Origin of the sequence: Georgenia subflava (assembly GCF_009193155.1) — a bacterium.
In the GTDB taxonomy this organism is placed as follows: domain Bacteria; phylum Actinomycetota; class Actinomycetes; order Actinomycetales; family Actinomycetaceae; genus Georgenia; species Georgenia subflava.
In genome coordinates, this window is sequence record NZ_VUKD01000005.1 from 158841 (window position 1) to 179880 (window position 21040).

General features: G+C 73.5%; 21 protein-coding genes. 8 read left to right on the forward strand and 13 right to left on the reverse strand.

Going from position 1 to position 21040, the window contains the following annotated elements; all coding sequences use genetic code 11:
* Nucleotides 1–12: 12 nt before the first annotated feature.
* Both GD748_RS16670 and hisN read left to right on the forward strand, forming a co-directional pair.
* Complete coding sequence (locus tag GD748_RS16670; protein ID WP_152196360.1) at nucleotides 13–411, forward strand: hypothetical protein; 399 nt, start codon at nucleotides 13–15, stop codon at nucleotides 409–411.
* A gap of 67 nt (nucleotides 412–478) precedes the next feature.
* Nucleotides 479–1285: a histidinol-phosphatase gene (hisN, locus tag GD748_RS16675; RefSeq protein WP_152196361.1), complete on the forward strand. Its 807-nt coding sequence runs from the start codon at nucleotides 479–481 to the stop codon at nucleotides 1283–1285.
* Between the two features lie 38 nt (nucleotides 1286–1323).
* On the opposite strand, the gene GD748_RS20150 is transcribed toward hisN, so the two are convergent.
* Both GD748_RS20150 and GD748_RS16680 read right to left on the reverse strand, forming a co-directional pair.
* On the reverse strand, nucleotides 1324–1449 hold the full coding sequence (locus GD748_RS20150; RefSeq protein ID WP_264372486.1) for a hypothetical protein: 126 nt from the start codon (nucleotides 1447–1449) through the stop codon (nucleotides 1324–1326).
* Nucleotides 1446–1862 carry a nucleotidyltransferase domain-containing protein gene (locus GD748_RS16680; protein WP_152196362.1) on the reverse strand — a complete coding sequence of 139 codons (417 nt, stop codon included), beginning with the start codon at nucleotides 1860–1862 and terminating at the stop codon, nucleotides 1446–1448. Before GD748_RS16680 ends, GD748_RS20150 begins: the two co-directional genes overlap by 4 nt.
* A gap of 95 nt (nucleotides 1863–1957) precedes the next feature.
* Between GD748_RS16680 and GD748_RS16685 the strand changes: the two genes are divergently transcribed.
* The 3 genes from GD748_RS16685 to GD748_RS16695 all read left to right on the forward strand — a co-directional run bounded on the left by GD748_RS16685 (nucleotide 1958) and on the right by GD748_RS16695 (nucleotide 6867).
* Complete coding sequence (locus GD748_RS16685; RefSeq protein ID WP_152196363.1) at nucleotides 1958–2527, forward strand: DnaJ family domain-containing protein; 570 nt, start codon at nucleotides 1958–1960, stop codon at nucleotides 2525–2527.
* A 129-nt stretch (nucleotides 2528–2656) separates the two neighbouring features.
* The gene (locus GD748_RS16690; RefSeq protein ID WP_152196364.1) at nucleotides 2657–3868 is read left to right on the forward strand and encodes an exonuclease SbcCD subunit D; all 1212 of its coding nucleotides are present in this window, start codon (nucleotides 2657–2659) and stop codon (nucleotides 3866–3868) included.
* Nucleotides 3868–6867, forward strand: coding sequence for an AAA family ATPase (locus GD748_RS16695; protein ID WP_152196365.1), 3000 nt, complete (start codon nucleotides 3868–3870; stop codon nucleotides 6865–6867). Before GD748_RS16690 ends, GD748_RS16695 begins: the two co-directional genes overlap by 1 nt.
* A gap of 114 nt (nucleotides 6868–6981) precedes the next feature.
* Here GD748_RS16695 and GD748_RS16700 read toward each other — a convergent pair whose 3' ends face one another.
* From GD748_RS16700 to GD748_RS16710, 3 genes are read right to left on the reverse strand one after another with little or no spacing between them, the layout of a single operon-like run.
* Nucleotides 6982–7446 (reverse strand): DUF6912 family protein, encoded by a 465-nt coding sequence (locus GD748_RS16700; RefSeq protein ID WP_152196366.1) that lies wholly within the window; start codon nucleotides 7444–7446, stop codon nucleotides 6982–6984.
* A gap of 4 nt (nucleotides 7447–7450) precedes the next feature.
* Entirely contained in the window at nucleotides 7451–8908 is a 1458-nt protein-coding gene (locus GD748_RS16705; RefSeq protein ID WP_193312989.1) for an AAA family ATPase, read from the reverse strand.
* Nucleotides 8905–9612, reverse strand: coding sequence for a hypothetical protein (locus GD748_RS16710; RefSeq protein WP_193312990.1), 708 nt, complete (start codon nucleotides 9610–9612; stop codon nucleotides 8905–8907). Before GD748_RS16710 ends, GD748_RS16705 begins: the two co-directional genes overlap by 4 nt.
* Before the next feature lie 126 nt (nucleotides 9613–9738).
* On the opposite strand from GD748_RS16710, the gene GD748_RS16715 reads away from it, so the two are divergent.
* Nucleotides 9739–9951 carry a helix-turn-helix domain-containing protein gene (locus tag GD748_RS16715; RefSeq protein WP_193312991.1) on the forward strand — a complete coding sequence of 71 codons (213 nt, stop codon included), beginning with the start codon at nucleotides 9739–9741 and terminating at the stop codon, nucleotides 9949–9951.
* Nucleotides 9952–9956: 5 nt separating this feature from the next.
* On the opposite strand, the gene GD748_RS16720 is transcribed toward GD748_RS16715, so the two are convergent.
* Nucleotides 9957–10478: a hypothetical protein gene (locus GD748_RS16720; protein ID WP_152196368.1), complete on the reverse strand. Its 522-nt coding sequence runs from the start codon at nucleotides 10476–10478 to the stop codon at nucleotides 9957–9959.
* Nucleotides 10479–10647: 169 nt separating this feature from the next.
* Here GD748_RS16720 and GD748_RS16725 point away from each other — a divergent pair, with 169 nt between their 5' ends.
* Both GD748_RS16725 and GD748_RS16730 read left to right on the forward strand, forming a co-directional pair.
* Nucleotides 10648–11622: a LysM peptidoglycan-binding domain-containing protein gene (locus tag GD748_RS16725; RefSeq protein ID WP_152196369.1), complete on the forward strand. Its 975-nt coding sequence runs from the start codon at nucleotides 10648–10650 to the stop codon at nucleotides 11620–11622.
* Nucleotides 11619–12152, forward strand: coding sequence for an Rv3235 family protein (locus GD748_RS16730; RefSeq protein WP_152196370.1), 534 nt, complete (start codon nucleotides 11619–11621; stop codon nucleotides 12150–12152). Before GD748_RS16725 ends, GD748_RS16730 begins: the two co-directional genes overlap by 4 nt.
* Before the next feature lie 99 nt (nucleotides 12153–12251).
* On the opposite strand, the gene GD748_RS16735 is transcribed toward GD748_RS16730, so the two are convergent.
* From GD748_RS16735 to hpf, 7 genes are all read right to left on the reverse strand, one after another.
* Nucleotides 12252–12869 carry an FMN reductase gene (locus GD748_RS16735; protein ID WP_152196371.1) on the reverse strand — a complete coding sequence of 206 codons (618 nt, stop codon included), beginning with the start codon at nucleotides 12867–12869 and terminating at the stop codon, nucleotides 12252–12254.
* A gap of 26 nt (nucleotides 12870–12895) precedes the next feature.
* Nucleotides 12896–14092, reverse strand: coding sequence for an LLM class flavin-dependent oxidoreductase (locus GD748_RS16740; RefSeq protein WP_152196372.1), 1197 nt, complete (start codon nucleotides 14090–14092; stop codon nucleotides 12896–12898).
* Nucleotides 14093–14297: 205 nt separating this feature from the next.
* Nucleotides 14298–17159, reverse strand: coding sequence for a preprotein translocase subunit SecA (secA, locus tag GD748_RS16745; RefSeq protein WP_152196373.1), 2862 nt, complete (start codon nucleotides 17157–17159; stop codon nucleotides 14298–14300).
* A gap of 112 nt (nucleotides 17160–17271) precedes the next feature.
* A complete protein-coding gene (locus GD748_RS16750; protein WP_152196374.1) occupies nucleotides 17272–18555 on the reverse strand; it encodes a winged helix-turn-helix domain-containing protein in 1284 nt (427 codons plus the stop codon).
* A gap of 58 nt (nucleotides 18556–18613) precedes the next feature.
* Nucleotides 18614–19246 (reverse strand): UdgX family uracil-DNA binding protein, encoded by a 633-nt coding sequence (locus GD748_RS16755; RefSeq protein WP_152196375.1) that lies wholly within the window; start codon nucleotides 19244–19246, stop codon nucleotides 18614–18616.
* Entirely contained in the window at nucleotides 19246–20091 is an 846-nt protein-coding gene (locus GD748_RS16760; protein ID WP_152196376.1) for a DUF72 domain-containing protein, read from the reverse strand. Before GD748_RS16760 ends, GD748_RS16755 begins: the two co-directional genes overlap by 1 nt.
* A gap of 99 nt (nucleotides 20092–20190) precedes the next feature.
* A complete protein-coding gene (gene hpf / locus GD748_RS16765) occupies nucleotides 20191–20868 on the reverse strand; it encodes a ribosome hibernation-promoting factor, HPF/YfiA family (protein ID WP_152196377.1) in 678 nt (225 codons plus the stop codon).
* Between the last annotated feature and the right edge of the window lie 172 nt (nucleotides 20869–21040).

The following is a 21040-nucleotide window of genomic DNA, read 5'->3' on the forward strand; positions in this document are numbered from 1 at the left end:
CGCTGCCGGGTCGTGCTGGTGGTCGGACTGCTCGCCCTGGCCGGCTGCGCCGAGGCGGAGCAGGGATACACCTCGGTGAGCGCCGGCGGCCTGACCGTCCTGACCGCGACCGACCTCGTCGGCGAGCCCGGCAACGCGGTGAGCGGCACCGTGGCCGTCGACGACGCCGGCTGCGTCGGCCTCGAGGACGGCGACGAGCTCCGGCTGGTCGTGTGGCCCGCGGGGACGGGGCTCGGCACCGACGGCCGGATCATGCTCCCCGAGCTCCGCAACGTCGCGGTCGGCCAGCAGCTGTCGGGCACGGGCATCCCCGTGCCCGCCGACGAGGTCGACGCCGGGGCGGACTGCCCCACGGACCAGGCGGAGGTGACCGTGCTCGACGCGGTCGGGACCGTGTGGGGCGCGCACTGAGCACGTGCCGCCCGGGCGGCGGAGCGCCGTCGCCGCTGCGGCGCGGGGCCGCGATACGGTGCCCGTCATGACTGTGCAAGGCGCCAGCCGCCACACCGACGACCTGCGCCTGGCGCACGTCATCGCCGACCAGGTCGACGGGCAGACCATGCACCGCTTCGGCGCCCAGGACCTCACGGTGGAGACCAAGCCCGACCTGAGCCCCGTCACCGACGCGGACCGCAGCGCCGAGGAGATCGTCCGGGCGCAGCTGAGCCGCACCCGGCCGCGCGACTCCGTGCTCGGCGAGGAGTTCGGGACCACCGGGCACTCCCAGCGCCAGTGGGTCGTCGACCCCATCGACGGGACCAAGAACTTCGTGCGCGGCGTGCCGGTGTGGGCCACGCTCATCGGTCTCGTCGAGGACGGTGAGGTGGTGCTCGGCGTCGTCTCGGCACCTGCGCTGAACCGGCGCTGGTGGGCGGCGCTCGGCTCGGGCGCGTGGACCGGACGGTCGCTCTCCGCGGCTCGCCAGCTCCACGTCTCGAAGGTCTCGCAGCTGGCCGACGCCTCGATGAGCTACTCCTCGCTCGACGGCTGGGCCGAGCGCGGCTCACTCCGCTCGTTCCTGGGGCTCGCGCAGCAGGTGTGGCGCACCCGCGCGTACGGCGACTTCTGGTCCTACATGCTCGCCGCGGAGGGCGCCGTCGACATCGCGTGCGAGCCTGAGCTGGAGGTGTACGACATGGCCGCGCTCGTGCCCATCGTCACCGAGGCCGGCGGACGGTTCACGAGCCTGGACGGCGCGGACGGCCCCTGGGGCGGCAGCGCCGTGGTGACCAACGGCCTGCTCCACGACGCGGTGCTCGAGCAGCTGGCCGCGCAGGAGGACTGACCGCTACGCGTCCGACGACCGGGCACTGAGCCACCGGCTCACGTGCCGGACGAACCCGACCTGGCGACGGACATCTCTCCGGCAGCATCGAGGTCCGCGATGAGCTCCTTCATGGTGCGCAGACGCACTGCCAGGACGTCCGGCCGGAGGTCCTTGGGGCTCACGCGCCCATCAGCTCCAGCTGGGCGCGGCGCAGCGGCTTCGTATCGAGATAGTCGCGGACGGCGAACATCTGGGCCTCGGCAAAAATGCTCGGATCCGCCTCGTAAAGCAGCTCGACACCCCGGCCCAGAGCCTCGAACCGGGCCACGGGGCCCGCACGGCGAAGGTCCATGACGTCGATCGCGTCGGAGCCGGTGAGATGGATCAGGTCGGTGACGACGGCCGCCGGATCGCCGGTGCGGCCGTGCTCGAACCTGATGGCCAGGTCGATATCCGCCGCGGTCGCGGGCTGGCGCGTGGCACTACCGAAAAGCACGACAAGATCGACGTCTCGGCGGATGCATAGCCGTTCAAGCTCGCCCTGGTCGGCAGCGGCACGAAGCCGCGCAAGACCGGCGTCGATCGAGGTGGCCATAGCCACAAGCGTAGCCTCGGAGACCTCGCCGACGCCGGACAGCGGCATTGCCTATTGGGTCGCGGTGCGTCGGGCTCGGGCGGCACACTCGGGGTATGACCGAGCGCAGGCCCGCCGACTTGCCGGTGGGGAACTGGGTCGACCAGCTCGTCCGCCAGGCGCAGGAGCGCGGGGAGTTCGACAACCTCCCCGGCGCCGGCAAACCGCTGCCCGACGTCGACGGTCCGCACGACGAGAACTGGTGGATCCGGCGAAAGCTCGCCGACGAGGGCCTGCCCGCCGACGCGCTCCTCCCGCCGGCGCTGCAGCTGCGCAAGGAGGTCGCCGCCCTGCCGGAGACCGTCCGGGACCTGCCGTCGGAGGACGCCGTGCGCGAGACGGTCCGCGAGGTGAACCAGCGCGTGGCCGCGTGGATCCGCACGCCGTCGGGGCCGGTGGTGCCCGTCGGCCCGGCCGACGTGGAGACGGTCGTCCGCGGCTGGCGTGCCGGGCGGACCGCTGCCGCGGCCGGTGCCACCCCGTCACAACCCGACGGCGGCACGTCACCCGCACCTCCCGACGGCGCCACGTCACCCGCACGCCCCGACGGCGGCGAGAACGCGACGGGCAAGACCCGGCCGCCGTGGTGGCGACGAGTCCTTCGGCGGCGCGCACACCGGGACTGAGCCGAGTCACTGGTCGACCGTCTGGATCACGCCGCGTGCGGGAGCCCGTTGCGACCACAGGGCAGCTGTGGGCGACACTCCTCCACAGCCTCACGGGCGATGTCGGTACCCGCGGTTAGTTTCGGTGTCATGCGGATCCTGCACACCTCGGACTGGCACCTGGGCCGCACCCTGCACGGGGTCGACCTCCAGGAGCACCACGCCACGTTCCTCGACCACCTCGTCGAGCTCGTGCGTGCCGAGAAGGTGGACGCGGTGCTGGTCGCGGGAGACGTCTACGACCGGGCGGTCCCGCCAGTGGCCTCGGTGGAGCTACTCTCCGACGCGCTCACCAGGCTCACCGAGACCACCCGTGTGGTGCTCACCCCCGGCAACCACGACTCCGCCACCCGGCTCGGCTTCGGTGCCGGCCTCTTCCGCGACCGTCTCGTGGTGCGATCCGCCGTCGCCGATCTGGGAAGGCCGGTTGCGCTGCCGGACGTCGACGGCGCCACCGGCGCCCTCGTCTACGCCCTTCCGTACCTCGACCCCGACATGACGCGCGAGGCGCTCGCCGGGCCGGAGCGGGACGAGCACGGCCGCCAGGTCCGCCCGGCCAGGTCGCACGAGGCCGTCACGGCCGCCGCCCTGCGCCGCGTCCGGGCGGACCTGGACCCGCGCCGCGCCGGCGGCGGCGCCCGGGTGCCGGCGGTGCTGCTCGCGCACACGTTCGTCACCGGGGGCGACGCCAGCGAGTCGGAGCGGGACATCCGCGTCGGCGGGGTCGACCAGGTGCCGTCCGGCGTGTTCGGCGACCCGTCCGGCCTCGACTACGTGGCGCTCGGCCACCTGCACGGCCCGCAGCGGGTGGGCCGGGACGGCGTCGACCCGGTGATGCGCTACGCAGGCTCCCCGCTGGCCTTCTCCTTCTCCGAGGCGCGCCACCACAAGTCGACCGCGCTGGTGGAGCTCGGACCCGACGGCGTCCGCGGGACCGAGCTCGTCCCCACCCCGGTGGCCCGACGGCTCGGCGACGTGACGGGCACGCTGGAGCAGCTCCTCGGCCGCACCTTCGACGACCGCACCGACGACTGGCTGCGGGTCACCGTGACCGATGACGTGCGCCCGGAGCAGATGTGGGCCCGGGTCGCCGCACGCTTCCCCCACGCCCTGGTCGTCCAGCACGTCCCGGCCACGCTGCGTGAGCGGGCGGGGGCGGTCGCCGTCACCGCGGCGCAGGACCCGCTCGAGGTGGCCGCACAGTTCCTGCTCGCCGCCGGTGGCCGTCCCGCCGAGCAGGCCGAGCTCGCGGTCGTGCGAGAGGCGTACGAACGGGTCCTGGCAACGGAACGGAGCGCCTGATGCGGATCCATCGACTCACCCTGCAGGCCGTCGGTCCCTTCCCCGGCCGGCACACGGTCGACGTCGACGCGCTCTCGGCCGGCGGGCTCTTCCTGCTCGAGGGGCCGACCGGGGCGGGCAAGTCCACCATCATCGACGCCGTCGTGTTCGCCCTGTACGGCGGGGTCGCCGGCGGTGAGTCGTCCGACGACCGCCTCCACTCCGACCACGCCGACCCCGAGGTCGAGCCGTTCGTCGAGCTGACCTTCTCCACCGCGGCCGGGATATACCGCGTCTGGCGCTCGCCGAAGTTCCTCCGGCCCAAGAAGCGTGGCGGCGGCTTCACCACGCAGAACGCCCGCGCCAAGCTGTGGCGCCTGAGCGGCGCGGATGACGTAGGCGAGCCGGTCTCCGCGCAGGTGCAGGAGGTCGGTGGCGAGCTCGGACGCATCGTGGTGCTCGACCGGGCCCAGTTCACCCAGACCGTCGTGCTCCCGCAGGGGCAGTTCGCGTCGTTCCTGCGCGCACGGCCGGAGGACCGGCGGGCGGTGCTGCAGGACGTCTTCGGCACCGAGGTGTACGAGAAGCTCCAGAAGCAGCTCGCCGAGATGGCTCGAACCACCCGCACCGAGCTCGACAGGGCAACCGACGACATCGGCGCGGCGGCGCGCGCGTTCGCGTCGGCAGCCGCGCTCGAGGAGGGGCCCGCACTCGAGGACCCCGCGACGCTCGACGGCGACACCCTCACCGCCCTCACCGGGACCGTGTGCAAGCAGGTCGAGGAACGGGCCGACCAGGAGGACGCCCGGTGCACGGCGGCGGCCGCCGCCGAACGCTCCGCCCGGTCGCGGCTCGACGCCCAGCGTGCCCTCGCCGAGCAGCTGCGACGTCGGTCCGCGCTCCTCGTCGAGCTGGAGACGCTGACCGCGGCCGAGCCCGGCATCAGGTCCGACACCGAACGCCTGGAGCTCGCCCGCCGCGCGGCGACCGTCACCGGGGCCGCCGGTGCCTACGAACGCGCCACCGCACGCGTCGAGCGCGCCCAGCAGCAGCACGATTCCCTTCTGGCCACCGTCCGGTCCGGCACGCACACAGACCTCGCTCCGCTGGACTCCCTCGCGCTGCGCGCAGCGTGCGACGCGGCAACCGCCGAGCTGGGTGCGGTCACCGAGCTCGTCACCCTCGAGGCCGGCCTCCCCGCACGGCAGGAGCGGCTCGCCGCGGACCGTGCCGGCCTGGAGAGAGCGCTCGCCCGCACGGCGGAGGACCAGGCGGCGCTCGAGCTACGCCCGGCCGCCCGGGCGAAGATAGACGACGAGCTCGGCGGCTACCGGGACGCCGGCGCCCGGCACTCCGGGGCGCAGGCGGACGCCACAGCCGCGAACGCCGTGCTCGAGGCCGCCCGGGCAGCCCGGGAGCGCGCGAGGGACGTCGCCACGGCCGAGACAGCGGTGGCAGCCGCTGCCGCCCGGTGCGCCGCCGCGGCGGACGCAGAGCACACCGTGCGTCGGCGCTGGGTCGCCGGGATCGCCGGTGCCCTGGCCGGGACCCTGCAGGACGGCCGGCCCTGCGCCGTGTGCGGCTCGCCCGAGCACCCCGCGCCCGCCCGCCCGTCGCCGGAGCACGCGACCGACGAGGACGTCGAGGTCGCCACCACGGCCCGCGAGGAGGCAGACCGTTCCCTCGGCGAGGCACGCACCCGGCTCACCACCGTGACCGAGCAGCTGCACGCGTTGCGAGCCGCGGCCGAGGGGCTGGACGTCGAGGCCGCCCAGGAGCGGTGCATGACGGCGGCAGGTGCCGTCGACGCGGCGATGGCAGCCATCCTGCGCTCGGCGCAGCTCGAGCAGGACCTCTCCGACCACGACGCCGAGACGGCGAGCCTCACGGGACGTCTCGCAGCCGCCCGCGCCGACCAGGCCGGCCTCACGGCGCGGCTGGCGCAGCAGGACCAGCAGCTCGCCGCCGACCGGGCGCGGTGCGAGCGCGGCCGCGGCGGGTCCACGTCCGTCACCCACCGAGCGGCGGAGCTGCAGCAGCGGGCCGAGACCGCCCACGCGCTGCTGGAGGCGGCCCAGGAGCGGACCAGCGCGGCCGAGGCCGCCGACGATGCCGCCGCACGCCTGACCGCGGCCCTCACCGAGGCCGACCTGGCCGACGTCGCCGCCGTCCGTGGGGCGATCCTCACCGCCGATGACCAGCGCGTCCTCGCCGAGCGGGTCCGACGCCACGACAACGATGCGGCCCGAGTCCGAGCCGGCCTCGGCGAACCGGCGGTCGCGGCGCTGTCCGGGGACGAGAAGGCCGACGTCCCCGGTGCGGAGTCGGCGCACCAGCAGGCCATGGCCGTCCTCGCCGACGCCACCGGGGCGGCGCGCGAGCACCGCGTGCGGGCGCGGCAGGTGCGGGCGGCCGCCGACACGCTGCTCGCCACCCTGACGGCGCACGAGCAACGGCTCCGGCAGGCGGCCCCGGTCCTGCGGACCGCGGCCCTGGCCACCGCGGGCGAGGGCAACGAGCTCGACACGACCCTGGCGACCTTCGTGCTGCTGCGGCGTTTCGAGGACGTCGTCGCGGCCGCCAACGACCGTCTGTCGCTGATGTCGGACGGCCGTTACGCCCTCGAACGCATCGACGAGCGCGAGGGTGGGCAGCGCTCGCGCAAGGCCGGCCTCGGGCTCCAGGTCCGCGACCACGTCACCGAGTCCCCGCGCGACCCGCACACGCTGTCGGGCGGCGAGACGTTCTACGTCTCGCTGTGCCTGGCGCTCGGGCTGGCCGACGTCGTGCGCTCCGAGGCGGGGGGCGTCGAGCTCGGCACCCTCTTCGTCGACGAGGGGTTCGGCTCGCTCGACCCCGCCACGCTCGATACCGTCATGACCGAGCTGGGGCGGCTGCGCGAGGGCGGGCGGTCGGTCGGGATCGTCTCCCACGTGACCGAGCTCAAGGACCGCATCCCGGAGCGGATCGAGGTCCGGCGACTTCCCTCGGGCGCCTCGACGCTCGCTGTGCGGTCGTGACCCACGGCGGGCGAGAGCGGTGAGAGCCCTCATGAGGCTCTGCACGACCACGGCCGCGGCTCCCTGGCGGCTCTGCTCGACCACGGCCGCGGGCTCCTCGGCGGCTTGAATCGCCTAGCCGCCGAGCTCCGCGCGCAGGTCGTCCAGCTCGACGACGTCGTACCAGAGCAGGTCCCGCTCGGCCGACCGGTCCAGCGCACCGTCGTCGCCGGCGGCCGCGGCCCGGACGTCGTCCGCCGCCGCCGGCTCGTCCACGAGCAGCGCGACCACGTCGGTCCACCGGACCGGGCCCACGACCTCGACGGCCGAAGGCAGCTGCTCCTCCCCGAGCACCTCGGGCACCTGGACGAGCGCGTCGGGCAGGTCGGCCACCACGACCACGCGCCGGGGCACGGAGGCGTCCGACGCGATCCGCCGCACCGAGTCGTCCGCGGCGGCCAGGGTCGCCGTCATCTCCAGCCCCTCGTCGTCCTCGTCGGCGAGCTCGGCACGCAGGGCCGCCGTGACGGCGTGCGCCCAGTCGAGGTCGAGACCGTCGCCGCGAAGGTCACCGGCAGTGGCAGGCAGGTAGATCCGCATGCCGTCAGTGTCTCGCACCTGCTGGCCAGGCACCCGTGCGGCGGCGCCGCCCCCGTCGTTCCCGCTCCCCGGCCAGGCGCCGGGCGAGCTGCTCGACGGCAAGCCGGGCCGGCGAGGCGGGCGCGACGGCCGTCAGGGTCCGGCCCTGCAGGACGGCCTTGTCGAGCGCCGGGCGGTCGTCCGGGACGAGGACGGCGTCGTCCACCCCGGCGAAGCGCACGAGCGCCTCGTGGATCGACCGGGCGGGCGACGGACCCGCTGCCGAGGCGCGGACACGGTTGACGACCACCACGCGTTCCGTCCCGGGCGTCAGGAGCACCTCGTCGGTCAGCTCGCCGAGCGCCATCACCAGGCGTCGCATCCCGACGGGCTCCCCGGCACCGACCACCACGACGACGTCCGCGGCACGGAGCGCCGACAGCGTCGCCTGGTGCCGGCGGGGCCCGAAGGTGCCGTCACCGGCACCGGTCTCCAGCGCCGCCCCGGTGTCGACGACCGTCCACGGCGCCGACTCCCGCGCGACGTCCCACACCACCTCGAGCGCCGCCTCCGGCAGCTCGCGCCAGCGGTCGGCCCGGGTCAGGCCGGTCATGACGCGGAGCGTGTCGTCCACGACCGGACACAACCGCCGGAGCGTCGCCCGGTCGAGACGACCGTTGGCGGCGTGACGTGCGAGCGCCGCGACCGCCGACGAGTCGTCCAGGATGCCGAGCACCTGGGTGATGGCGGGTGCCTCCGTGTCGGCGTCCACCAGCAGGGCGGAGCCGGACAGCGTCGCGAGCTCGGCGGCCAGGGTCACCGCCAGGGTGGTGCGGCCCGGGGCGCCGGGCGGGCCCCAGACGGTGACCAGTCGTCCGCGCTGCGGGGGCGCAGACGCTCCCCCGTCAGGGCCGTCGGCGGGCGCCTCCGTGTCGGCGGCGGCCGGGACGTCCACGGGCGGACCGTCCGCGGCGGGGCCGTCCGCGGACCGGTCCGTGGCTGCTCCCCGTGCCACGGGCAGTGGTCCGGGCTCACCGGTGCGGACTCCGGGAGCGCGGCCCGCACCTGCGCCGTCGCCGGCTCCGTCCGCGGTGGCACGACGCCCTGTGGGCGGCACGCCGCCGCCGGTTCCGACGGCGCTAGCCACCGCGGTGACGACGTCGGCGAGCGCCTGGACCGGTTGCGGGAGCACCTCGACGGCGTCGGCCCCGAGGGCAGCACAGCGATCGACGTCGACCGCCTCGGCGACCAGGACGGTGCGGACCCCTGCCGCGCGCAGGCGAGAGACGACCGTGCGGTCGACGCCGGGCAGGTCGGCGGACAGGACGGCGACCGCACCGAGACCGGCTGCCGCGGCGGCGAGGACCTCGGGCACGTCGGCGCACCGGCGTACGACCCGGACCCCGGAGCCGGAACCGTCGAGCACCTGGACGAGGCTGCTCTCCACCGGGCCGGTCAGCGCCAGCAGGACACCGACGCTCACGCCTCGCCCTCCGCCGAGACCCCGTCTCGGGCCGGCGTGCCCGAGCCGGCACCGGCGAAGGTCGGCACGATGACCAGCTGCCCCTCGCCGGAGAGCGCGGCCAGCACGTCGGGCAGGTCGAGACGCGGTACCAGGAGCTCCACCGATGTGCCGGACCCGCCGGCGAACATCGAGCTGTCCTCGACCAGCTCGGCGACGACGAGGTCGGCGGCCAGCAGCAGCGGCTCCGCCGCCTCCGCGCCCTCGTCATCCGCTCGGCCCGTCTCCGGTGGCGGCGTCATCCACAGATCGACCACCGAGCCCGGTCCCAGGTCCGCGGGGACCGACAGCCCCGCCGGCACCACCACCGGGCGCAGGTCGACGTCGGCGGCATCCCCGACGGCCGTCCGGGGCACGAGCTCCCCCGCCCCGACCGTGCGGACGGCGACGGAGTCCTCCGGGAGACCGTCGGCGACGAGGTGGTAGAGCTCCTCGCCGGCGCCGAGGCGGACCTCGCGCACCACGAGCGCGTCGCCGCCGAGGGCGTCCCCCGGTGTGAGCGCGTCACGGGCGGCGTAGACCTCCACGGTCTCGGCCGCGTCCCGCACCGCCCACGTACCGAGTGCCACCGCACCGGCCACGAGAAGCACGCCGACGCCGAGCCGCGGGTCGCGCCACGTCGGTCGACGCAGCCGGCGGGCCTGGGGCGAGTCGTCCGGGCTCATTCAGCCCCTCCTTGGTCGGCGGTCCGGGCCACCATCGTGCCGGTGGACCGCGTTGGGTGCCCGTCGTTGTCCACAGGTGCCGCGTAGTGACGGTCGATCCACGGTGATGATGGGATGATGGGCGGCATGGCGCAGCGATTCCTCACCCTGGCCGACGTCGCCGAGGAGCTGGCGGTCTCGGTGGCCCAGGCGCGTGTGCTCGTGCGCACCGGCGAGCTGCGCGCCATCCAGGTCGGTGGCCGGAACCAGTGGCGCGTGGAGTCCTCGGCGCTCGAGGAGTACATCCAGGAGCAGTACGCGCGCACGCGTGCCCGGATCGAGACCCAGCAGGGCGGCTGAGCCGGTCACGCCGTCGCCACCGCGACGACTGACGCCAGCGCCACCGTGATCACGTCCGGCGCCTGGCCTGCGCCGTCGTCGCGCAGGTCCAGGTGGTCGGTGCCCACCCGGGTGAGCCGGCCGGAGTAGGCACCGGCGTCACAGGTCACCCGCACCCGGCTCCCCTCGCGGGCCAGCCCGCGCAACACGTGCGTGATGCGCAGGCGCTGTTCGACCTGCCCCGCCTCGGGGGCGACGGGCCCGAGCGGCCAGGCCAGGTGCACCGCCTCGAGAGGCACCAGCGTCCGGCGCTCTCCCGATCCCACCAGCACCCACTGCGGGGCGGCGTCGAGGATCGTCCCGCGCACGTCCAGCCCGGTGCGCAGCCGCAGGCTGACGTCGTGCCCGAGCTGTGCTCGCAACCGGTCGCCGATCCTGGTGCCACCGGCCTCCGCCTCGGCCAGCTCGGCGACCAGATCCTCCTCCTCGGCCCGCACGGCGGCGTCGAACTGGCTCTGCAGGTCGTCGAAGAGGGATTCCCACCGCATCCCCGCACCGTAGGGCAACCACCTGTCACGAGCGCAACGATCGCGGGCGTTGTCCACCGCCCGGCCGCACCGGTTTACACCGCGGGGCGCGACGCCTAGTGTCATGATTCATCATCAAACGGCATCATCCGACATCGTCAATCACCTAACCGTCTGATTGGAGAAGTCGATGACGACGACGCGACGGCACACCCTCATCGCCCTCACCTTGATGCTCGGCACAGGAACGCTCGGCCTCTGGCTCGGCCACCTGTCGCTCGAGGCGGCGCGGTTCCTGCTCGACGCACCGTCGGCGCACCTCGGAGCGGGACAGCTGGACGAGGTGGCGTCCCTCGTCCTGCTCGGCGTCGGCGCCGCGGTGGCTGCCTGGTACTCCGGCACCTGCGCTCTCGTGGTCGTCGTGCACGCCGGCCGGGCCGTCGGCACCCGGACCGACCAGCTCGAGCGTGCCCTGCGTCGCTGGGGCTTCCCGGTGGTCCGGCGCCTGGCGCTGACGACGGCGGCCGTCGGGATGGGCGCGGCCCTCACGGCCGGCCCGGCGGGTGCCGTGGCGACCGACGGTCAGGACCCGCTGCCCTTGGACCTCGGCTGGGGCGGAGCCACCGTCGCCACGGCCCCGGCGACGTCGGAGCCGGGGGCGACGACGCACCCGGCGGCTCCCGCCACACCGACGGCAGGGACGACTGCGACCGACGCGCCGCCTGCCGCAAGCGCGACACCGGAGACCAGCGCGACCGCAGCGGCAACACCGGGGGCCACAGCGACTGCGGCGGCGACACCGCTACCGACCCGGACGGCTGCGACGGTCACGCCGGTTGCGACCGGCGAGCCCGCCACCGGTGCGCCGCAGCCTCCGGAAGCCCTGCCCGCGGCAAGGCCCTCCACCGCCACGGCACCGGCCTCTGCGACGTCCGCCGGAGCACGACGGACGGCCGACCGGGACACGCCCGCCACCTACACGGTCCGGCCTGGCGACTCGCTCTGGGCCATCGCGGAAGCCCATCTCAGACCGGATGCGGCGGACGCCGACGTCGCCGCCGCCTGGCCGGAGTGGTACCGCACCAACCGCGCCCTCGTGGGTGCGGACCCGAACGTCATCCACCCCGGTCAGCAGCTGTTGGCCCCGACAGAGGAGAAGTCATGAGCACCACCACGCTGGTCCGCCCCGCCGTCGCCGGACGACCCCAGACCGCAACCCGGCGCCCTGCTCACTCGGTGGGCACCGCGGAGGTGCCCCGCACGTCGGTCGCCCAGCCGTGGGACCGGGTCAGGTTCGCCGGCCCGACTTCCCCGCCGACGGCTGCCGACGCCGACCCGGCCGACGCCGAGGTCGACGCCGACACCCTGCCCGACCCGGCCCAGTGGGCCGGGGCGCTGGTGCGCTCCGCGGTGGAGGCGTTGCGCGGCATCCGACCCGCAGCCCAGCTCGCCCGCTGGCTGTCGGCAGAGCTGTACGACTCCCTCGCACGCCGAGCCGGGCTGGCGGTCAGGGTGCTGGGCCGACCGACCGTCGCCCACCGCGCGATGATCCGCCGGGTGCACGTGTGCCGGCTCGGCCCGGGCACGGTCGAGGCCGCCGTGGTCGTCCACGACGGGCAGCACATGCGCGCGGCCGCCGTACGGCTGGAGGTGCACCGAGGACGCTGGCGGGCCACCGCGCTCGAGATCGGCTGACCGCCCGCCGGGACGACGAACGGCCACGTCCGAGGACGTGGCCGTCGCGCGGGCGGGCCGGCTTCGCGAGGGGGAACGCAAGGGCACCGCCCGGTGGGGTCACATGCTCCCGAGCATCTGACCGAACGAGGGCACGTCCGCGTAGAGGTCGGCGACTCCCCCGCCCTCGTGGGCGGCCACCATCTCGGCGAGCTCGCGCCCGGCGCGCCTGATGCGGGCGGGCAGCGGGTTGACGGTGTCGCCCTCGCCGGCCCAGTCGTCGGTGGCCGCGAACACGGACGTCGTGGCGACGTCGGCGCGGAGGTAGGTGAACAGCGGCCTCATCGAGTACTCCAGCGCGAGCGAGTGCCGCGGGGTCCCGCCGGTCGCGCCGAGCAGGACCGGCACGCCGGTCAGCGCGTCCTTGTCGATGATGTCGACGAAGGACTTGAACAGGCCCGAGTAGGTGGTGGTGAACAGCGGCGAGACGGCGATGATGCCGTCGGCGCCGGTGACCTTCTCCATCACCTTCGCCAGCTCGCCCGTGGCGAAGCCCGTGAGCATCGTGTTGATGATCTCGTGGGCGACGTCGCGCAGCTCGACCGTCTCGACCGTGGCGCTCACCCCCCGCTCCGCGAGCTCGGTGACTGTCGCCTCGGCGAGCCGGTCGGCGAGCAGCCGGGTGGAGGACGGCTGGCCCAGGCCGGCCGAGACCGCGACGATGGTGCGCTCGTTCATGTGCTCTCCTTCTTGGTCGGTCCGGCTCAGAGCCCGAAGGCCGAACCGCGCTTGGCAGTCTCGTCGGCGGCCGCGGTGTCGTCCTCGGCGGTCTTGCCGGTCCACTTGTCCTCGCCCGCGACGTGACCGCCGCCCTCCTTGCCCGCGGCCCGGGCCTGCGCGACGCGGTCGGCGTGGCTGGGCGGGCCGGACGGGACGTGCGCCGGGCGCTTGGACTCGTTCTCCTTGCGCAGGGCCGGGACGATCTCCTCGCCGAGGATGTCGATCTGCTCCAGCACGGTCTTCAGCGGCAGGCCGGCGTGGTCGATGAGGAACAGCTGGCGCTGGTAGTCGCCGACGTCCTCGCGCATCTTGGCGTAGCGGTCGATGATCTCCTGCGGGGAGCCGACGGTCAGCGGGGTCTCGGCGGTGAACTCCTCCATCGTCGGGCCGTGGCCGTAGACGGGAGCGTTGTCGAAGTACGGCCGGAACTCGCTCTTGGCGTCCTGGGAGTTCTTGCGGGCGAAGAACTGACCGCCCAGCCCGACGATCGCCTGGTCGGCGGAGCCGTGGCCGTAGTGCTCGAAGCGCTGGCGGTAGTACTGCACCATCCGCTTGGTGTGCTGCATCGGCCAGAAGATGTTGTTGTGGAAGAACCCGTCGCCGTAGTACGCCGCCTGCTCGGCGATCTCGGGCGATCGGATCGAGCCGTGCCACACGAACGGCGGCACGCCGTCGAGCGGCCGGGGGGTGGCGGTGAAGCCCTGCAGCGGCGTGCGGAACTTGCCCTGCCAGTCCACCACCTCTTCCTCCCACAGCCGACGCAGGAGGGCGTAGTTCTCGATCGCCAGGTTGATGCCCTGGCGGATGTCCTTGCCGAACCACGGGTAGACCGGTCCGGTGTTGCCGCGCCCCATCATCAGGTCCATGCGCCCGTCCGAGATGACCTGGAGCATCGCGTAGTCCTCTGCGATCTTCACCGGGTCGTTCGTGGTGATGAGCGTCGTCGCGGTGGACAGGATGATGTTCTCGGTCGTCCCGGCGAGGTAGCCGAGCATCGTCGTCGGCGACGACGCGACGAACGGCGGGTTGTGGTGCTCACCGGTGGCGAACACGTCCAGGCCTGCCTGGTCGGCGTGCTGTGCGATCTTCAGGATGGCGCGCACGCGCTCGGTGTCGTCCGGCGTCTTGCCGGTGGTCGGGTCGGTCGTGACATCACTGACCGTGAAGATTCCGAACTGCATGATGCGCCCCTCGCGAGATCGATGCTTTTGCATGTACATCGAGGCCAACAGTAGGACCTTGGTCTGTATTCCGCCCTCACCTCCGCTCGAGGTGACGCTCACCACGGTCCCAGACAGCGACGGGGTCCGCACCCTCCTCGGGTGCGGACCCCGAGGTCCTGGTGGGCCGTCGGCCGCGTGCTCTGGGCGAGAACCGGCCGGCGGCTCAGGAGCGCTTCTTCGCCGCCTTCGCGGCCGCCCGGCGCGCCTCGCGGTTCTGCCCCTGAGCGGCGCCACCGTCGGTGGCACCTCCGGCCGACGTGGTCATCGTGCCGGACTGGGGGTTGCCGTCCAGCGCGGAGGCCGAGTAGCTGAGCGCGGTCGGGCGCTCGGGCGGCTCGAGGCCGAGGAGGTCACCCTCGTCCGCGAGACCGGTCGGCGCGGCGTTCGCAGCGGCGGCGGCCACCCCGACGGACTGGGCGCCGGCGGCCACACCGGCAGGCTGCGCGGCGGCGGGCGCGTGCGCGGCGGTGGCCGCTGCGGAGGCCGCGGTGATCACCGGTCCGCCGGCGGCGGCCTGCTGCTCCTCGGGCCGCTTGACCTCGAGGTTGAACAGGTACCTGACCGACTCCTCCTTGATGGCCTCGTTCATGGCCTGGAAGAGCTGGAAGCCCTCGCGCTGGTACTCCACCAGAGGATCGCGCTGGGCCATCGCCCGCAGCCCGATGCCCTCCTTGAGGTAGTCCATCTCGTACAGGTGCTCGCGCCACTTACGGTCCAGCACCGACAGCACCACGCGCCGCTCGAGCTGGCGCATGATCTCCTCGCCCAGCTCGGACTCCCGGGCCTCGTAGGCCAGGTGGATGTCGGACTGCAGCTCCTCGACGAGCATTTCGGCGGAGATCCGGGTGGCGTTCCCAGCCTCCTCGACGATGTCCTCCGGGGTGATCGTCACCGGGTAGGTGTTGCGCAGCTCGGTCCACAGGGCGTCCAGGTCCCAGGTCTCCGGGGTCCCCTCGGCGGTGAACTCGGCCACCAGGCCCGCCACGACGTCGTCGAGGAAGCCCATGATCTGGACCTCGAGGTCCTCGCCCTCGAGGACGCGGCGCCGCTCGTCGTAGATGACGGTGCGCTGGCGGGACAGGACGTCGTCGTACTTGAGGACGTTCTTGCGGATCTCGAAGTTGCGCGCCTCGATCTGCCCCTGCGCGCTCTGGATCCCCTTGGAGACGAACTTGTGCTCCAGCGGCATGTCGTCGGGGTAGGACGCGGAGTCCATCACCCGCATCGCCATGCCCGAGTTGAACAGCCGCATCAGGTCGTCCTCGAGCGAGAGGTAGAACCGCGACTCGCCCGGGTCGCCCTGACGGCCGGAGCGGCCGCGCAGCTGGTTGTCGATCCGGCGCGACTCGTGCCGCTCGGTGCCCAGCACGTAGAGCCCGCCGAGGTCGACGACCTCGTTGTGCTCGGCGGCCACCGCCTCCTGCGCGGCCTCGAGCGCCCCGGGCCAGGCCGCCTCGTACTCCTCGGGCGTCTCGGTGGGGTCGAGCCCCTTGTCCTTCAGCGAGGCGATGGCGATGTGCTCGGCGTTGCCGCCGAGCATGATGTCGGTACCACGACCGGCCATGTTCGTCGCGACGGTGACGGCGCCCTTGCGGCCGGCCATCGCGACGACGGCCGCCTCCCGCTCGTGCTGCTTGGCGTTGAGGACCTCGTGACGGATGCCGCGCTTCTTGAGCTGCGCCGAGAGCGCCTCGGACTTCTCCACGCTGGTGGTGCCCACCAGGACGGGCTGTCCCTTCTCGTTCCGCTCGGCGATGTCGTCGACGATGGCGTCGTACTTCTGCTTGACGCCCTTGTAGATCAGGTCGGACTGGTCGGCGCGCTGCATCGGCCGGTTCGTCGGGATCGGCACCACGCCGATCTTGTAGGTGCCGGAGAACTCCGCCGCCTCGGTCTCGGCGGTACCGGTCATCCCGGAGAGCTTGCCGTAGAGGCGGAAGTAGTTCTGCAGGGTGATCGTGGCCAGGGTCTGGTTCTCGGCCTTGATGGCCACCCCCTCCTTGGCCTCGATCGCCTGGTGCATGCCCTCGTTGTAGCGGCGCCCGGCCAGCACACGGCCGGTGTGCTCGTCGACGATGAGCACCTCGCCGTTCTTGACGATGTAGTCCTTGTCCCGCTTGAACAGCTCCTTGGCCTTGATGGCGTTGTTGAGGAAGCCGATGAGCGGGGTGTTGAGGGACTCGTAGAGGTTCTCGATGCCGAGGTGGTCCTCCACCTTCTCGATGCCGGGCTCGAGGACGCCGACGTTGCGCTTCTTCTCGTCGACCTCGTAGTCGTCCTCACGGGTCAGCCGCGTGGCGATCCGCGCGAACTCCGAGTACCACTTGTTGACGTCGCCCGACGCGGGCCCGGAGATGATCAGCGGGGTGCGGGCCTCGTCGATGAGGATCGAGTCCACCTCGTCGACGATGGCGAAGTGGTGGCCGCGCTGGACCAGCTCCGCCGTCGTCCACGCCATGTTGTCGCGCAGGTAGTCGAAGCCGAACTCGTTGTTCGTGCCGTAGGTGATGTCCGCGGCGTACTGGGCGCGCCGCTCGTCGGGCTTCTGGCCGGACACGACGGTGCCGGTGGTCATCCCGAGGAAGCGGTAGACGCGCCCCATGAGCTCGCTCTGGTAGCTGGCGAGGTAGTCGTTGACGGTGACGACGTGCACGCCCTTGCCGGTGATCGCGTTGAGGTAGCTGGGCAGCGTCGCCACCAGCGTCTTGCCCTCACCGGTCTTCATCTCGGCGATGTTGCCCAGGTGCAGGGCCGCGCCGCCCATGATCTGCACGGTGTAGTGGCGCTGCCCCAGGGTCCGGGAGGACGCCTCGCGCACGGTCGCGAACGCCTCGGGGAGCATGTCGTCCAGGCTCTCGCCGTCGGCGTGGCGCTCCTTGAAGCGGTCCGTCTCCTCCCGCAGCTCGGCGTCGCTGAGCGAGGAGAAGGAGTCCTCCAGGGCGTCCACCTGGGCCGCCATGGCGGTGAGCTTCTTGAGGACGCGGCCCTCGCCCATCCGGAGGATCTTGTCGAGGATCGCAGGCACGCAGAACTCCTGATCGTCTACTTCCACCGGGACGGTCGGCCCCGGTGCGGGCGCCCTCGGCCGGACGCACCCGCCTCCATGGTAGGCGCAGCGGCCCGCGTGGCGTGCAACCTCACCCCAGCTGCCGCCCCAGCTCCGGCAGCAGGTCGCCGTGGGCGTCGGGATCGATCACGACGGCGCCCAGGCCAAGCCAGGCGCCCAGGTCGGCCAGCTCGGCCGCCAGGTTCTCCACGACGACGCCCCTCGCCGGCCACGCTCCCCCGCCCGCCCGCACCAGCCCCGGTACGGCGCCGGCGTCCTCCGCCAGGGCGGCCCGCACCCGCAGCAGCCCGGCGGCCCGGTCGGCCTTGACGTCGACCCGGGCCACGAGGTGCTCGCCGAGGAGGAACGGCAGCGCGTAGTAGCCGTGGGTGCGGTCCGCGGCCGGGGTGTAGATGCCGATGCGGTAGTGCATGCCGAACAGCTCGAGCAGCCGCCTGCGCTCGAAGACGAGCGGGTCGAACGGCGCGAGCAGGGCGCGTGCGGAGGTCCGCCAGGGCAGGCGGGCGGCGGTGTGCAGGTAGGCCGGGCGCTGCCAGCCGGAGACCCGCACGGGCTCGAGCACCCCTTCCTCGACGAGCTCGGCCGCGGCCTGCCGGGCGTCCGCGGTGCCGAGGCGGAAGTAGTCGGCCAGGCAGCGGATCGACGCCACGCCGTGGGCGCGGGCGCCGATGGCCACGAGCTCGCGGACGGCGTCGGCCCGTCCCGGCACCGGCTCGGCGAGCACGGCGGGCGGCAGCACCCGCTCGGTGAGGTCGTAGGCACGCTCGAACTGAGGGGTGCGGTGCGCGGCGGCGATCTCCCCGACCTCGAAGAGGTGCTCGAGGGCGTGCTTGGCCGGCGTCCAGTTCCAGCCCCAATTGTCCTTGGCGCCTCGCTCATGACCGAGCACCGTGTGCAGCCGGCCGGCGGTGATCGGGCCGTGCTCGGCGACGTGGTCGCGGACCGCCTCGACCAGGCCGGGGTGGTGGGACAGCTCCCGTCCCCAGTGGTTGCGCACCCGGTAGGCGGCCATGCGCCACCGGAGCAGCTGGTAGGTGCGCGGCGGCACGTAGGAGGCCTCGTGCGCCCAGAACTCGACGAGCCGGCGGGGGGCGCGGCCGCTCGCCCGGTCGAGGAGGGCGACGTCGTAGGGACCGAGGCGGGAGAACACCGGCAGCAGGTGCGCCCGGGCGACGACGTTGACGGAGTCGATCTGCAGCAGCCCGACGCGGTCGATCAGCCGCTGCAGGTGCGCCATCGTCACGGTGCCGGGGGCGGGGCGCGGGCGGTCGAGCCCCTGGGCGGCGACCGCCGCACGGCGCGCCTGGCCGAGGGTGAGGCTCCGGGTCGGCGTGGGCTCCGTCGTCGTCGTCATGCGGTCCTCTCGATGCTCACGGCGACGATCCTGCCTCGTCCCACCGACACGGGAGCGATCAGCCCGCCGCGAGCCGCAGGTCCGCCACGAGCCCGTCGAAGGCCTCCTGCCACTCGGGCCGGCCGCGCAGCCGCACGACGGCGGAGGGGTGGGTGGTGACGAGCACGCGCACCGGCCCGGCCGGCCCCTCGGTCTCGAGCAGCTCGCCGCGGACCTCGCCGATCCGCACGGGTCTGCCGAGCACGGCCCGGGCCGCCGTCGCCCCGAGGCAGACGACGACGGACGGCGCGACGGCCGCGAGCTCCGCCTCGAGCCACGGGTGGCAGGCCTCGAGGTGCGCGACACCCGGCTTCTTGTGGATGCGCCGCTTGCCGCGCTCCTCGAAGCGGAAGTGCTTGACGGCGTTCGTCAGGTACACCTCGTCCTTGTCGAGACCGGCGGCGGCGAGGGCGGCGTCGAGCTCGCCCCCGGCGGGGCCGACGAACGGCTCGCCCGCGCGGTCCTCCTTGTCGCCGGGCTGCTCACCGACGAGCACCACCCGCGCCCGGTCCGTGCCGGCGGAGAACACCACCTGGGTGGCGTCGGCCCACAGCTCGCACCCGCGACAGCCGGGCGCGGCCTCGCGCAGCGACCCGACGTCGGCGTCCGGCGGCACCCATCTCTCGGCGCCGGGGCGTTCGCGGGTGGCCATCAGTCCTCCTCCGTCGTCGGGCGGACCACGATGTCGGCCAGCCGCTCGGTCAGCCCGATCGCGTCGTGCGGTGCCCGCACCTTGGCGTCGTTGTCGAAGTACACGAAGACGTCGTGCCCGTCATCGTGCCAGCGCCGGACCCGGCCGGCCCAGAGGTCCAGGGCGGCGTCGTCGTAGCCGCTGACGTACAGCTCGCTGTCGCCGTGCAGCCGCACGTAGACGTGCGCGGCGGTGGCCTCCTGGATCAGCGGCCACTTCCCTGCGGTGTCGGCCACGACGACCGCGACGTCGTGGGCGCGCAGCAGGTCCAGGAAGGACGGGTCGTGGAAGGAGTCGTGCCGGACCTCGAGGGCGTGACGGAGGGGGCGGTCCTGCTCGACGGCGGTCCAGGCACGTCCGTCGAGCCGCTCGTCGTGGTCCTCGGCGAGGCGGGCGGCTGCGCTCGTGGTCCTCGGCAGCAGCTCGAAGAACGCGGTGAGACGGCCGAGGTCCAGGCCAAGGGTCGGCGGCAGCTGCCACAGGAGCGGCCCGAGCTTGTCCTCCAGCGCCAGGACACCGGACGCGAAGAAGTTGGCGAGCGGGGTACGGACGTCGGCGAGCTTCTTCATGTGGGTGATGAAGCGGCCGCCCTTGACCGAGAACAGGAAGCCCGGCGGCGTGGCGGCCGACCAGGACCGGTAGCTGGCCGGGCGCTGCAGGGAGTAGAAGGACCCGTTGATCTCCACCGTGCCGAGCCGCCCGGACACGTACTCCAGCTCGCGGCGCTGGGGCAGTCCCTTCGGGTAGAAGGTGCCGCGCCACGGCTTGTACCGCCACCCCGAGATACCGACGTGGACGCTGGCCATCTGCCGGAGTCTATGAGCGCGGCCGCTCCTCGGCGCGCGAAGACGGTCCCGGGGCCCACCACCGTCGCGGTGATGGGCCCCGGGGTGGGTCGGGCTCGGTCAGGCGTTGATGTTCGCGCCCGCCGACTCGTGCACGTGGTTGGTCGAGTCCCCGGCGACGACCGTGTCGAGGCGGATCACGCCGTACGTCCAGCCGTGCCGGTGGTACACGGCGCAGGGCTGGCCGGTCTCGTCGTCGATGAACAGGTAGAACGGGTGGCCCACGAGCTCCATCTCGTACAGGGCCTGGTCCACCGACATGGGACGGGCCTCGTGGAGCTTCTGGCGCACGATGACGGGCGAGTCGCCCAGCTGGGCCTCCACCGCCTGCCCGGGCTCGGTGGGCGGCACCGGGCGCTCGGGCGCCTCCTCCGCCGGCGCGGGCTCGGCCGCCGCGAGGGTCGCCTCACCCGGCTCGGGCACGGCGTAGCGGTGGTGGTCCTTGCGGCGGTCGCGCGATCGGCGCAGCCGTTCGAGGAGCTTTCCGGAGGCGATGTCGAGGGCCCCGTAACGGTCCGAGGCCTTCGCCTCGGCGCGGATCACCGGCCCCTTGTCACGCACGGTGATCTCCACCCGCTCGGCCTGGTCGGCCTGGCGCGGGTTGCGCTCGTGGGTGAGCTCGACGTCCACGCGCTGCGCACGGGGGGCGAACTGCTCGATCTTGGCGAGCTTCTCCTCGACGTGCGTGCGGAACCGGTCGGCGATCTCGGTGTTGCGGCCCTTGACGACGATCTCCATGGTGACCTCCGTTGGTGTGGAAGCAGGGGGTGACAAGGCCCCCTGAGACAAGTTGGTGTGCCCGCGGGTTCATCGGCGGGCGGTCGGGAAGTGGACCACCTCCCCCCGGTCGGGCCCGGTCCGCGCACCCTCGCGCGGCCGCCTCGGCCTCGACCTGTCCTCCATCACCACA

Coding starts and splice junctions, on each gene's coding strand:
- hpf (WP_152196377.1), bottom strand. CDS start 20,868: ATGGAGATCGTCGTCAAGGGCCGCAACACCGAGATCGCCGACCGGTTC.
- GD748_RS16715 (WP_193312991.1), top strand. CDS start 9,739: ATGGCGCAGCGATTCCTCACCCTGGCCGACGTCGCCGAGGAGCTGGCG.
- GD748_RS16740 (WP_152196372.1), bottom strand. CDS start 14,092: ATGCAGTTCGGAATCTTCACGGTCAGTGATGTCACGACCGACCCGACC.
- GD748_RS16725 (WP_152196369.1), top strand. CDS start 10,648: ATGACGACGACGCGACGGCACACCCTCATCGCCCTCACCTTGATGCTC.
- GD748_RS16700 (WP_152196366.1), bottom strand. CDS start 7,446: ATGCGGATCTACCTGCCTGCCACTGCCGGTGACCTTCGCGGCGACGGT.
- GD748_RS16685 (WP_152196363.1), top strand. CDS start 1,958: ATGACCGAGCGCAGGCCCGCCGACTTGCCGGTGGGGAACTGGGTCGAC.
- GD748_RS16760 (WP_152196376.1), bottom strand. CDS start 20,091: ATGGCCAGCGTCCACGTCGGTATCTCGGGGTGGCGGTACAAGCCGTGG.
- GD748_RS16720 (WP_152196368.1), bottom strand. CDS start 10,478: ATGCGGTGGGAATCCCTCTTCGACGACCTGCAGAGCCAGTTCGACGCC.
- hisN (WP_152196361.1), top strand. CDS start 479: ATGACTGTGCAAGGCGCCAGCCGCCACACCGACGACCTGCGCCTGGCG.
- GD748_RS16730 (WP_152196370.1), top strand. CDS start 11,619: ATGAGCACCACCACGCTGGTCCGCCCCGCCGTCGCCGGACGACCCCAG.
- GD748_RS16735 (WP_152196371.1), bottom strand. CDS start 12,869: ATGAACGAGCGCACCATCGTCGCGGTCTCGGCCGGCCTGGGCCAGCCG.
- GD748_RS16695 (WP_152196365.1), top strand. CDS start 3,868: ATGCGGATCCATCGACTCACCCTGCAGGCCGTCGGTCCCTTCCCCGGC.
- GD748_RS16755 (WP_152196375.1), bottom strand. CDS start 19,246: ATGGCCACCCGCGAACGCCCCGGCGCCGAGAGATGGGTGCCGCCGGAC.
- GD748_RS16710 (WP_193312990.1), bottom strand. CDS start 9,612: ATGAGCCCGGACGACTCGCCCCAGGCCCGCCGGCTGCGTCGACCGACG.
- GD748_RS16750 (WP_152196374.1), bottom strand. CDS start 18,555: ATGACGACGACGACGGAGCCCACGCCGACCCGGAGCCTCACCCTCGGC.
- GD748_RS16690 (WP_152196364.1), top strand. CDS start 2,657: ATGCGGATCCTGCACACCTCGGACTGGCACCTGGGCCGCACCCTGCAC.
- GD748_RS16680 (WP_152196362.1), bottom strand. CDS start 1,862: ATGGCCACCTCGATCGACGCCGGTCTTGCGCGGCTTCGTGCCGCTGCC.